Below are 12312 nucleotides of genomic sequence, written 5' to 3'. Positions count from 1 at the left end.
ATGACTAAAGCGAACGATGACTAGCAAATGGGGGTAACCCTGAATTTTTCAAGCAGCTAGCAGAAAATTTTTGTTGCGATCGCTGGCTAGCGATAGGGGGGTTGTTTGGCTGATAGCCTTGGTAGACAAACCGCCGTGGTTGTTCGGTAATACCGCCACCTCGGGCCAGTTCATCATTGAAAGGGTACCGGGGTGTGCGGTCTGGTAGCGCTAAAATTTGATGGTGTGACGACCAGCCAATGAGTGTGATAGCGTAGTGCCATCGACCATCTCTAATTCACCACCGACGGGTACGCCGTGAGCGATGCGGCTGGCAACGATACCATATTGGTGGCAAATTTCAGCAATGTAGCTGGCAGTAGCATCCCCCTCTACAGTTGGATTGGTGGCCAAGATCACTTCGCTGATGGTTTCTTTGGCCAGCCGTTGTTCCAGCAGATCGAGGCCAATATCGCCTGGGCCGATGCCATCCAGTGGCGACAGGTGCCCCATCAAAACAAAGTAGCGACCGGAGAACTGTCCAGTCTGTTCGATCGCATGGATGTCGGCGGGTGTTTCCACTACGCAGAGTTGCCCGCTCTGTTGGCGGCGTGGATTGTTGCAGATGGTGCAGCGTTCCTGTTCGGTAAAGGTACGGCAGTCGCTGCAGTGACCAATTTCCGACATGGCGCGCGTAAGCGCTTGTGCCAAACGCATACCACCACTGCGATCACGCTGCAACAGTTGGAATGCCATACGTTGCGCCGATTTCGGGCCTACGCCCGGTAGACAGCGCAACGCTTCCATTAATGACTCAAGAAGTGGGCTGGTCTGCATTAGAACGGCATCTTGAAGCCTGGCGGCAGTTGCATTCCGCCAGAAACGGCAGCCATTTTGCTTTTTTGCTCCTCTTCAATACGGCGCGCCGCATCGTTGAAAGCCGCAGCGATCAAATCTTCCAGCATCTCTTTGTCATCTTCCATCAGGCTGGGATCTATTTCTACCCGGCGACAGTTATGTGCGCCGTTGATGGTGACTTTAACCAGACCCGCGCCCGATTCACCCGTCACTTCCAGTCTGGCGATCTCTTCCTGCATCTGTTGCATTTTTTCCTGCATTTGCTGGGCTTGCTTCATTAAATTGCCCAAACCAGCTTTACCAAACATAATTGTCTCTCATTGTGTTGGCCGTGTAGGATACCCGGCATTAAACGGGGCGGATGCTCTCTTGATCCAGATCGGCATCAAACAGTTGACACAACATCTGAATATGAGGATCCGCAACAATCGACTGGCGTGCTTGTGCCAGCTTTTCTTCATAAATGGCTTGTCGCCACTCCAGTGGAGTGCGCGTTGCCGGATTATCGTCTGCTACTATCGTCAGTTCAACTGGTTGAGCCAGTAATTGGCTTAATGCTGCGCTCAAGTGGTTGTGTGCTGATGTGGTGTTCAGGTGACGCTGTGCGGTGCGTAAGTGCAGACAGATCTCGCTGGCCGATACTTGCTGCCTAAAACTGTTGAGCGCCAGTTGCTCAACCAGTTTGGGTAGTGTGAGTTGGGCGATGTCACTGGCCCAACTGTCACGCTCTATCGCTTCCGCTACCAGCTTAGCCTGTAACTCTGCCGAGGTCTTTTCGTGTTCAAGCGCTGCTCGCAATGCTTTCGGCGTAGTGACCGGAGCAGTATTACTGCTGGGCTCGTTCTGTGCTCGCCAGCGATAAGCGTCTTGTTTGATGCTGCTCGGGTTATTGCTTGAGGGGTCGATGGCTTGTTCTGTGCTGCGTGGTTGAATGCGTTCAACCACCGAAGCCAAACGCTCCAGTGTCGAGTTGCCCGGCCGCGCTTTTGCCGGCGCTGCCGGTTCATCCTTTTTTGTGCTGTTGTTTCCTTGTTGCCGTAGGAGTTGGCTGCGCGCTTTTAGTAATTGCGCGGTGGTCTCAGAGAGGTGCGTGTTGCCTGTGCTAGCACTGGTGGGTTGCACGGCAGGTATTGGCTGTGTGACCGCTGTATTTTGGTTTGATCCCGGGGGAGCGGGTGCAGCGGCTGACGCGGATAGTGGTGATGAGGATTGTGGTAATACCCCGTTGGCGGCGGTTGGTGAATTGGGTGCCGCTATCACCGCTTTGGGATGAAATGCCAGTGCGCGCAGCAGCGTCATTTCAATACCCATACGACGGTCAGGAGCTAATGGTAACTCTTTACGGCCCATCAGTAAGATTTGATAGTAGAGCTGTACATCTTCCGGTGGCATGGTGCGCGCCAGTTCGCGCAGCCGCTGTTCAACCGGTGCATACAGACTATCCAGTGCCGAGGGCAGTAGCTGTATCATGGCGATACGATGCAACAAGGTTAACATCTCAACCAATAGATTTTCCCAATCTACCGCACGCGCAGCCGCTTGGGTGAGTTGGCTCATGACGCTTTCACCATTGGCATTCACTAATGCTTCTAAAATTGCTAATGGCTGCTGATCGTCAAGCGTGCCCAACATTTGGCTGACAATTTCACTGCTGATTTGGCCTTGCCCAAGAGCAATGGCCTGATCAGTAAGGCTTAATGCATCACGCATACTGCCATCGGCAGCGCGCGCCAGCAGTTGTAGCGCTCGGTTATCGCTGCTGATTTGCTCTGCCTGTAAGATCGACTCTAATTGCTGGCGTATCAGTTCCAGATCCATCGCTTTGAGATGAAATTGCAAACAGCGCGATAGAATGGTAATCGGTAATTTTTGTGGATCGGTAGTGGCAAGCAGAAATTTAACGTGTGCTGGTGGCTCTTCCAGCGTTTTTAGCAGAGCATTAAAGCTGTGACGCGAAAGCATGTGTACTTCATCGATCAGGTAGACCTTAAAGCGACCTTGCGCTGGGGCATATTGTACGTTGTCGAGTAGCTCTCGAGTATCTTCAACTTTGGTTCTTGAGGCAGCATCGATCTCGATCAGATCAACAAAACGACCTTGCTCAATCTGTTGGCAATTATCACAGCGCCCACAAGGTGTTGCGGTGATACCGGTAACACAGTTCAGCCCTTTAGCGAACAGGCGAGCGATGGTGGTTTTACCCACACCACGTGTGCCAGAGAACAGGTAGGCATGATGTAACCGCCCAAGTTTCAGACCATTGGCGATAGCGGTCAAAACATGTTCTTGGCCGACCACATCGGCGAAGGTTTGGGGGCGCCACTTACGGGCGAGAACCTGATAGCTCATTAATACCGCAAAGTTTAAAACAGTGAGGCGGCCATGCTAACACAGGCCGCTAATGATCTGCGAGGCTGTTATCGATTAACCGTCAGCGCAGGTTGACTCTGCACAGTGCAGGGTGTCGTTGGCACGATTAATGGCCTGGAAAATTGACCAGGTTATAACATTCAATCCCCAGTTTGTTCAAGCGGGTCTCTCCGCCCAGATCGGGTAGATTGATAATAAAAGCCGCGTGTTTTACTGTGCCGCCTAAACGGCGCACCAAGCTGGCCGTTGCTTCAATGGTGCCACCTGTGGCGAGTAGATCGTCTACCACCAATACGTTGTCACCAGCAGTGATTGCATCGGTGTGGATCTCAAGATTGTCGGTGCCATACTCCAGTTCGTAACTTTCACTCAGTGTTGCACGTGGTAACTTTCCTGGTTTGCGCACGGGGATAAAACCAACACCCAGTGCCAGAGCAACTGGGGCACCAAACAGGAAACCACGTGCTTCAGTGCCCACCACTTTGGTGATGCCTGCCTGGCGATAATGTTCAGTCAACAACTGAATGCTACAAGCGTAGGCTTGAGGATCTTCCAATAAGCTAGTGACATCACGAAAGATAATGCCCGGCTTGGGATAGTCAGGGATAGTTTTAATGCTGTCTTTAATAAATTGTAGTTGCTGCGTTGTAGCCGTCATAGTGATTGCCTGATAAAACCAATAATAAGCGCTATGCAAGCCTTCAACAGCCAAGCCCGGTCTAAAAATGGCGGGAAAACCTGCGCACGAAAACGCCCAAATCTATGCAAAATTACTGATAAATGCAACCGGCAGTGCGAGATTAATGGTTTTTTTGTTATGCTCGAAAACAGCTCGGAGTGAGTACTCTAGCCAGATAACGGCGATAAGCTGCTAAGTTGTTGTGTAGTCAGTCTGAAGTAGTCAGGTTGAATTTGTGCCAATGTGAACCAGCGTAAACAGTGTCGTTGACTGTGCTGCTGTCTGGCCGTGTAGAAGGGGGAGTGCGTGAATAGCCAGTTGTTATTACAAACACTGAGTAGTCAACTTGTGCTGTTAGCTCAGGCAGTTGAGCCTTATGCGGATAGCTCGGTTCAACAGGCGCGTTTTGATGTACTGCTGTTCGCTTGTCGCGGGACAAGATTGCGTGACTATCTTGCTGAAGTAGAGAAAAATTTTGCCCAATTGCAGATTGAAGTGGCTAACAAACATCACGCGCAGGTCGCTTTTCTGGCCGAAAAACTGGTAGCACAATTGAGCGCATTACAGCGTGAAATCGCCACTCAATCTATTCGCGAAAAGAATCAGCCTCGGCAACCGCAGGTATTCGATCTCTATCAAAAACTGGCAGAACACCAAGGTTATGAGCGCCGTTTGTTAGCGATGTTGCAAGATCGCGAGAGTCTGTTAGCACGGCAAACAACTCTGGCTGAACAGCGTAAATTGCAACAGGAATTGGCGGCACTTGAGGGTAGATTGCAGCGTTGTCGACAGGCATTAGCACGAATTGAACGCAGTATAGAGGGTAAAGAAAGTAATTCTTGAAGGTTTCTTACTCAATTTGCGCTATTATTCTTGGCCTATATTTCAGTTCACGATACTTGGGCGGTTTGTTTGCCAATAGCAATCAAACGAAGCCGCAGCGCTCTGTATCCATCTATCATGTGGGATCTATGTCACTAGAAAATGCCTCCCCTGAATTGCAACTGGCAGTTGATTTGATTTATCTGCTGGAGTGTAACGAAGTTGAACCGGCAACGGTGCTGGCTGCGTTAGAAATTGTGCGCAGAGATTATCAAGCCAAGATCAGCCAAGCTGGCAGTGTGTCAGTGAGTGCAGAGTTAGCACAGCACCGAGGTTGAATGCACTGTCCAGCGTGCTGATAGATGCTGAAGAGGGCTGTTTTTTCCGTCTCTCGACTATTTTAGTCAGCGCGTTAGCGCGCTATTTTTTTGGCGAGATGCCGATAATAGCAAACAGTTGCTTTTAGTGGCTGTAGATAATGCGGTCGATTGTTCCTACCACCATACTAGAAGGTGAGCACCTTCTCTGTGCTTAATGTCCACTCAGCTAATTCGGCCAGAGTGCCAATTGTGACACCGTCAGCCAGTTTGAGTTGACTGATACCGCGTGCGTCACTGCAGGTTTTGCACAATTTCACGGGTACATGTTGTGCGGTGAGTATTTCTAGCATCTGCTGTAGATGATAACCTTCACGTGGTTGTTGTCCAGCAAGCCCTGCGACTACGGCGTCAGACATCAGAAACAGTTTCAGTCTCAACGTCGGTTGTTGTTCTTTTAGTGCAATCGCTAAGCGTAGCGCGTTGAACAGCGATTCAGCGCCGTAAGCAGCGCCGTTGGCAATAATCAACAGTGATGACATGGTGTATCCTTGTAGCTTAATTTGAGTGTTGTTAATTGAGGCTGTGCGAATATGTTAACCGCGAATAAGGTGATCCGACATGGTCAATTACCTGCACTGGAGATGGGCTGCCGTAGTGACGGGCTAAGCTGGATCAGATCAATGAAGGCATCAACCAGCAGGCTGGCATCTGATTTCAAATCAAAGCTTTCAGGCATAAATAGCCAGTTTTCCATCAGTCCGGTCATGTAAGCGCGCAGTAGCACCGTAGCTCGGCGTGTATGCAGATCAAGCGGCAATTGTTTATGGTGAATACAGGTGATCAGCACCTGTTCAATACGCTGATAGCTCTCACTGTAGAGTGCTCTTCGGGCATCACACAGTGGCATCATTTCACCAACGAATTCGCATTTATGGAACACGATCTCCATCAACGCTCGGCGGTGGTGATCATCGACAGTCGCGATCAGGATGTAAGTCAGCAACTCTTTGAGAACACGCAACGGGTCATCAGGAAACTTTGCCTGATAAGTGAGCTCCAACTGGTTTATTTTTGCGTGCGAACGCTGCCAAATTTCATTAAACAGGTCTACTTTATTCTTAAAGTGCCAGTAAATTGCACCACGTGTGACCCCTGCGGCAGTGGCGATATCGGCCAGTGAGGTTGATGACACGCCACGTTCCGAAAATACGTTTAATGCTGAATCAAGCAGTTGTTCCCGTGTCTGTTGCGCTTGCTGTTTGGTTTTTCGTGCCATAACGTTGTTTATTAAAAGTGTGATTTACATACATTCGCGAATGTATGTATCATAGCACGCAGATGAGATTAGCGCAGTAATGGGTTTGACAGGTTTGTGATCCATTGACGATTTTAAGTTAAAGCCGGATAGTTGAGGTTTTTTAGATGAAAAAAAATATAGGGTTATCGCCTCTGGTAGCACTTATGATCCTGTCAGGTGGTTTCATGGTCGCAGGGTGTGACAATAAACAGCCACAACAGGGGCACAATTCAACACCATCGGTAGGGGTGGTGACACTAAAGGCTGAGCCGTTGGCAATAACGACAGAGTTACCTGGCCGTACCGCACCTTATCGTATTGCCGAGGTGCGCCCGCAGGTGAGTGGTATTATTCTGAGCCGCAACTTTGTCGAAGGTGCAGAAATTCAAGCGGGTGTTTCACTGTATCAGATCGACCCTGCCAGCTATCAGGCAGCCTACGAGAGCGCTAAGGGCGAGCTAGCCAAAGCGGAAGCCGCTGAGGAGATCGCTCGTTTGACGGTTGAACGTTATCGACCATTGCGCGGTAGCAACTATGTCAGTAAACAGGATTATGACACTGCGTCATCACTGTTGATGCAGGCTAAAGCCGCTGTGTTGGCAGCGAAAGCAGCAGTGGAGAGTGCGCGTATCAATTTGGCCTACACCAAAGTGACTTCACCGATTTCTGGGCGTATTGGTGTTTCTGCGGTTAGTGAAGGTGCGCTGGTCACTAGCGGCCAACCGGCTCCACTTTCCACTGTGCAGCAACTGGATCCCATGTTTGTCGATATCAAACAGAGTGCCAGTGACTATCTACGCTTGAAGCAGGCGTTGACCGATGGTTCACTGGTGCAGCAAAACGGCAAAATTCAGGTGAAGTTGCTGCTGGACAACCAGCAGGAGTACGCTCAAGCCGGTACGCTGGAGTTTTCTGATTTGACGGTTGATCAAACCACAGGGGCAATCACACTGCGAGCGGTCTTCCCTAATCCTGACAAACAACTGCTTCCCGGTATGTTTGTTCGCGCACGCCTCAACCAAGGCGAGAAACCCGATGCGGTGCTAGTGCCCCAGCAAGGGGTGACACGCAATCCGCGAGGTGAAGCGACAGCACTGGTGGTAGGCGCTGATGACAAAGTCGAACTGCGAGTGTTGCAGGCTGATCAAACGGTAGGCAATCAATGGCTGGTCACTGCGGGCGTTAAGGCTGGCGATCGTGTTATCGTCAGTGGATTACAGCGCGTAAGACCTGGCGCCTCGGTAAAAGCGAGCGAGATCGATCTCAATGCACCCGCTCAATCACAACCAGCCTCTAGTGCGGCACAGAAACGATAATTGAGGAAGCGATAGTCGATGGCTAAGTTCTTTATAGATCGCCCGATCTTTGCGTGGGTACTCGCTATTATCGTGATGCTGGCGGGGCTTTTGTCGATCATTAAGTTGCCGGTGTCACAATATCCTAATATTGCACCACCGGCGGTGACGATTGGTGCCAGCTACCCAGGCGCTGATGCACAAACGGTACAGGATACCGTTACACAGGTGATTGAGCAGAATATGAATGGAATTGATAATCTGCTCTATATGTCCTCCAGCAGCGATGCTGCGGGCAATGCCCAAATCACCTTAACTTTCAGTTCAGATACTGATCCCGATGTTGCCCAGGTGCAAGTGCAGAACAAACTGCAACTTGCCATGCCACTGTTGCCACAACAGGTGCAGCAGCAAGGGGTGCGGGTTGGTAAGTCAAGCAGCAGTTTCCTGATGGTGGTCGGCTTTATTTCGGAAGACGGCAGTATGACACAGGAAGATATCGCTGATTACGTCGGTTCTAATGTACAGGATAGACTGAGCCGTACTTCCGGTGTTGGCAGTGTACAGCTTTTTGGTTCGCAGTATGCGATGCGTATCTGGTTAGATCCGAATAAGTTACATAATTTCCAGTTGATGCCGGGTGATGTGGTATCGGCAATCAGGGTGCAGAACAACCAGATTGCTGGTGGTCAACTGGGGGGAACACCGCCAGTTAAAGGGCAACAACTGAATGCCTCGATTATTGTACAGACACGGTTAAGCACGCCAGAAGAGTTCGGCAATATCTTGCTCAAGGTGAACAGCGATGGTTCACAAGTACGGCTGAGAGATGTGGCCAAAATTGAACTGGGTGGCGAAGGTTACAATGTCATTGCGCGTTATAATGGCAAACCTGCTGCCGGTCTGGCGATTAAATTGGCGACTGGGGCGAATGCCTTAAATACTGCCACTGCGGTGAAAGCCGAATTGAGCCAACTGGAGCCATTTTTCCCTGCTGGCTTGAGTGCAGTTTATCCTTATGATACGACACCATTTGTCAAAATTTCGATCAATGAAGTGGTTAAAACACTGATTGAGGCGATTATTCTGGTATTTCTGGTGATGTATCTGTTCTTGCAGAATTTCCGCGCTACGCTGATCCCAACTATCGCAGTACCGGTGGTTTTGTTGGGTACATTTGCCATTCTGGCCGCGTTTGGATTCTCGATTAACACCTTGACGATGTTTGCGATGGTGCTGGCAATCGGTCTATTGGTTGACGATGCGATTGTCGTGGTTGAGAACGTTGAGCGCGTGATGGCAGAGGAGGGATTATCACCGAAGGAGGCGACTAAGCGTTCGATGGAGCAGATCCAGGGCGCGTTGGTCGGTATCGCTTTGGTGTTGTCGGCAGTATTTATTCCGATGGCTTTCTTTGGTGGTTCTACCGGTGCTATCTATCGCCAGTTTTCGATCACCATTGTTTCTGCGATGGTGCTTTCAGTACTGGTAGCCTTGATCTTGACTCCAGCACTCTGTGCCACAATGCTAAAACCGATCCCGAAAGGCGATCATGGCATTACCACCGGGTTTTTTGGCTGGTTCAACCGTCTGTTTAGCAAAAGTACTCATCACTACACCAACAGTGTTGCCAGCATGGTGCGCAGTGCTGGGCGCTATTTGGTGATCTATTTGGCGATTGTTGTCGGGATGGTATTTCTGTTTATACGTCTGCCAGCATCCTTTTTACCCGATGAAGATCAGGGCATGTTACTGGCGATGGTGCAGCTACCGGCTGGTGCGACCCAAGAGCGTACCCAACTGGTGATGGATCAGGTCAATGCCCACTTCCTCACCAAAGAAGCCGATAATGTGCGTTCAGTATTTACAGTGAATGGATTTGGTTTTAGTGGCCAGGGACAGAATACGGGATTGGCATTTATCAGCCTGAAAGATTGGTCTGAGCGCCATGGTGCTGCAAACAAGGTGCCGGCGATTATTGGTCGCGCAATGGGGGCATTCTCACAAATTAAGGATGGCTTTGTATTCGCTTTCAATTTGCCAGCGATTGTCGAGTTAGGCACCGCAAGCGGGTTTGATTTCCAACTGCTTGATCAAGGTAATTTAGGGCATGAAAAACTGACTCAGGCACGTAATCAGCTTTTAGGAATGGCAGCACAACACCCAGAGTTACTGGTACGTGTGCGCCCAAATGGCCTAGAGGATACGCCGCAGTTTAAGTTGGATATTGACCAAGAGAAGGCAGCAGCACTTGGTGTTTCGCTCAATGATATCAACACCACACTCAGCAGTGCTGTCGGTGGCGCTTATGTCAATGATTTTATCGACCGAGGCCGAGTGAAGCGCGTTTATATTCAAGCGGAAGCACCGTTCCGGATGTTACCGCAAGATATTGATAACTGGTATGTCCGTGGTAGTCATGGTCAGATGGTGCCATTCTCGGCCTTCTCTTCGGCACGCTGGCAGTTTGGTTCACCACGCTTAGAGCGTTATAACGGTCAGCCATCGATGCAGATCCAAGGCCAGGCTACACCTGGGCGCAGTACCGGTGAAGCGATGGCACTGATGGAAGAGTTGGCGGGCAAGTTGCCTGCGGGTATCGGCTATGATTGGACAGGAATGTCCTATCAAGAGCGGTTGGCGGGTAACCAGGCACCGGCGCTGTATGCAATTTCGCTGATTGTGGTGTTCTTGTGTTTGGCTGCACTGTATGAGAGCTGGTCGATTCCTTTCTCGGTGATGCTGGTAGTGCCGCTCGGTGTAATTGGTGCATTACTGGCGACTAGCTTACGTGGATTGGAGAATGATATTTACTTCAAGGTTGGGCTATTAACGACCATCGGCTTGTCGGCGAAGAACGCCATTCTGATTGTTGAGTTTGCCAAGGACTTAATGGATAAAGAAGGCAAAGGGCTGATTGAAGCTACGCTGGATGCGGTACGTATGCGTTTACGTCCAATTCTGATGACATCGTTGGCGTTTATCCTCGGTGTGTTGCCTCTGGTTATCAGCAGTGGTGCAGGATCTGGCGCACAACATGCAGTGGGTACCGGTGTAATGGGCGGGATGGTGGCAGCAACGGTGCTGGCAATCTTCTTTGTGCCGGTGTTCTTTGTGGTGGTGCGTCGTCGGTTCGGCAGCAAGAGCGCCGGAGAACAGCAACAAGCGCTCGATTCTTAATTGATTATCTCACCTTGCTGATTCGACAGCCTGTTGCCTAGCGCAGCCGGCTGTCGACATTTTCGGTTCTACTCACTTTTGCTGTTACTCGCTAGACCGTCTCAGTAGTAGGTTCGGCACGATATTGGCCATTTGGGTACTGGTCAACGGGATCTGTTATCGAAAGGCAGTGTTAGCGATGTTGCATACGGCTGGCCTGCGTACCAGATGTACGCAGCTAGCATGGTGAAATAGCGGTGGTCTGTGACCAGCAAAAAGGGCCTATCAATAGAGATAGGCCCTTTATAATTATTAACTTGGGATGCAGCGTGTGCTGTATCTTAGTTTAAGCGCTCTTTAATACGAGCAGCCTTACCAGTACGCTCACGCAGGTAGTACAGTTTAGCTTTACGAACGGCACCACGGCGTTTAACAGTAATGCTGTCAACTACTGGCGAGTGAGTTTGGAATACGCGCTCAACGCCTTCGCCGTTGGAAATCTTACGAACAGTGAATGCAGAGTGCAGACCGCGGTTACGAATGGCGATAACCACGCCCTCAAATGCCTGCAGACGCTTTTTGCTGCCTTCAACGACCCATACCTTCACTTCCACTGAATCACCAGGGCGGAAAGCAGGTAGGTTCTGCTTCATCTGTTCTTGTTCAAGTTGCTTAATAATGTTGCTCATAGTATGTCTCTTACCCTAGGTAAACTGATATATCGGCGATGCTGAATGATCCAGAATCCCCTGATGGTTTCGTTACTTAGCCTGATATTCCCGCTGGAATTCGGCCAGTAACGCCTTTTGCTCGTCAGTCAGAGCTAGGCTTTGTAGAAGTTCAGATCTTCTAAGCCAAGTACGGCCAAGCGATTGTTTCAAGCGCCAGCGACGTATCTGGGCATGATTTCCTGACAGTAATACTGCTGGAACTTCAAGCCCTTCCAGTATCTCAGGGCGGGTATAGTGTGGGCAATCGAGTAATCCACTGGCAAAAGAGTCCTCTTCTGCTGAAGCCTGATGACCCAAAACTCCCGGCAGAAAACGGGCGACGGAGTCGATCAGAATCATTGCCGGTAGCTCACCACCACTCAGTACGTAATCACCAATTGACCATTCTTCGTCAATTTCGGTTTCGATCACGCGCTCATCTATCCCTTCGTAGCGACCACAGACCAGTATCATTTTCTGGTTGCGGGCTAACTCACATACACCGGTCTGATCCAGTTTACGCCCCTGAGGTGACAGATAAATCACCTTTGCCCCCTCGCCTACAGCAGCTTTTGCCGCAGAGATGGCAGCCCGTAGTGGCTGAACCATCATCAACATGCCAGGGCCACCGCCATATGGGCGGTCGTCCACGGTACGATGTCGATCGTGGGTGAAGTCGCGTGGACTCCAACACTGTACGCTTAATAGGCCATTTTTTACTGCTCGGCCAGTAACCCCGTAATCGGTGACGGCGCGAAACATTTCCGGAAATAGGCTTACAATACCGATAAACATGCGCCAATCTCCGTACTGTTATGCCAAC

The 12312-nt window shown here is 50.2% G+C and carries 12 protein-coding genes; 4 read left to right on the top strand and 8 right to left on the bottom strand.

What is annotated here, in order from left to right; genetic code table 11:
* Positions 1 to 210 precede the first annotated feature (210 nt).
* The 4 genes from recR to apt form a co-directional block, all read right to left on the bottom strand.
* Positions 211 to 816 carry a recombination mediator RecR gene (gene recR / locus EOJ37_RS06140; RefSeq protein WP_127958922.1) on the bottom strand — a complete coding sequence of 202 codons (606 nt, stop codon included), beginning with the start codon at positions 814 to 816 and terminating at the stop codon, positions 211 to 213.
* Positions 816 to 1145, bottom strand: coding sequence for a YbaB/EbfC family nucleoid-associated protein (locus tag EOJ37_RS06135; protein ID WP_127958920.1), 330 nt, complete (start codon positions 1143 to 1145; stop codon positions 816 to 818). Before EOJ37_RS06135 ends, recR begins: the two co-directional genes overlap by 1 nt.
* 40 nt (positions 1146 to 1185) lie before the next feature.
* Positions 1186 to 3186: a DNA polymerase III subunit gamma/tau gene (gene dnaX, locus EOJ37_RS06130; RefSeq protein ID WP_127958918.1), complete on the bottom strand. Its 2001-nt coding sequence runs from the start codon at positions 3184 to 3186 to the stop codon at positions 1186 to 1188.
* A gap of 127 nt (positions 3187 to 3313) precedes the next feature.
* Positions 3314 to 3865: an adenine phosphoribosyltransferase gene (gene apt, locus EOJ37_RS06125; RefSeq protein WP_127958916.1), complete on the bottom strand. Its 552-nt coding sequence runs from the start codon at positions 3863 to 3865 to the stop codon at positions 3314 to 3316.
* Positions 3866 to 4192: 327 nt separating this feature from the next.
* On the opposite strand from apt, the gene priC reads away from it, so the two are divergent.
* Entirely contained in the window at positions 4193 to 4729 is a 537-nt protein-coding gene (gene priC, locus EOJ37_RS06120) for a primosomal replication protein PriC (protein ID WP_127958914.1), read from the top strand.
* Between the two features lie 128 nt (positions 4730 to 4857).
* Positions 4858 to 5046 carry a pleiotropic regulatory protein RsmS gene (gene rsmS, locus EOJ37_RS06115; protein WP_127958913.1) on the top strand — a complete coding sequence of 63 codons (189 nt, stop codon included), beginning with the start codon at positions 4858 to 4860 and terminating at the stop codon, positions 5044 to 5046.
* A gap of 167 nt (positions 5047 to 5213) precedes the next feature.
* Here the strand turns inward: rsmS and EOJ37_RS06110 are convergent, their stop codons facing one another.
* Positions 5214 to 5567 carry a DsrE/DsrF/TusD sulfur relay family protein gene (locus EOJ37_RS06110; protein WP_127958911.1) on the bottom strand — a complete coding sequence of 118 codons (354 nt, stop codon included), beginning with the start codon at positions 5565 to 5567 and terminating at the stop codon, positions 5214 to 5216.
* A gap of 83 nt (positions 5568 to 5650) precedes the next feature.
* On the bottom strand, positions 5651 to 6304 hold the full coding sequence (acrR, locus tag EOJ37_RS06105) for a multidrug efflux transporter transcriptional repressor AcrR (RefSeq protein WP_127958909.1): 654 nt from the start codon (positions 6302 to 6304) through the stop codon (positions 5651 to 5653).
* A gap of 146 nt (positions 6305 to 6450) precedes the next feature.
* Here acrR and EOJ37_RS06100 point away from each other — a divergent pair, with 146 nt between their 5' ends.
* Both EOJ37_RS06100 and EOJ37_RS06095 read left to right on the top strand, forming a co-directional pair.
* Positions 6451 to 7641, top strand: a complete 1191-nt coding sequence (locus EOJ37_RS06100) for an efflux RND transporter periplasmic adaptor subunit (RefSeq protein ID WP_127958907.1) — start codon at positions 6451 to 6453, stop codon at positions 7639 to 7641.
* Between the two features lie 18 nt (positions 7642 to 7659).
* Positions 7660 to 10800 carry an efflux RND transporter permease subunit gene (locus tag EOJ37_RS06095; RefSeq protein ID WP_127958905.1) on the top strand — a complete coding sequence of 1047 codons (3141 nt, stop codon included), beginning with the start codon at positions 7660 to 7662 and terminating at the stop codon, positions 10798 to 10800.
* Positions 10801 to 11120: 320 nt separating this feature from the next.
* On the opposite strand, the gene rplS is transcribed toward EOJ37_RS06095, so the two are convergent.
* Positions 11121 to 11468, bottom strand: a complete 348-nt coding sequence (rplS, locus tag EOJ37_RS06090; RefSeq protein WP_127958903.1) for a 50S ribosomal protein L19 — start codon at positions 11466 to 11468, stop codon at positions 11121 to 11123.
* A 72-nt stretch (positions 11469 to 11540) separates the two neighbouring features.
* Complete coding sequence (trmD, locus tag EOJ37_RS06085; RefSeq protein WP_127958900.1) at positions 11541 to 12284, bottom strand: tRNA (guanosine(37)-N1)-methyltransferase TrmD; 744 nt, start codon at positions 12282 to 12284, stop codon at positions 11541 to 11543.
* Positions 12285 to 12312 lie beyond the last annotated feature (28 nt).

Origin of the sequence: Serratia microhaemolytica (genome assembly GCF_004011885.1) — a bacterium.
Taxonomy (GTDB): Bacteria; Pseudomonadota; Gammaproteobacteria; order Enterobacterales; family Enterobacteriaceae; genus Serratia_G; species Serratia_G microhaemolytica.
Note: the sequence above shows the minus strand (reverse complement) of the source record. Positions and strands in the feature narration are given on the sequence as shown.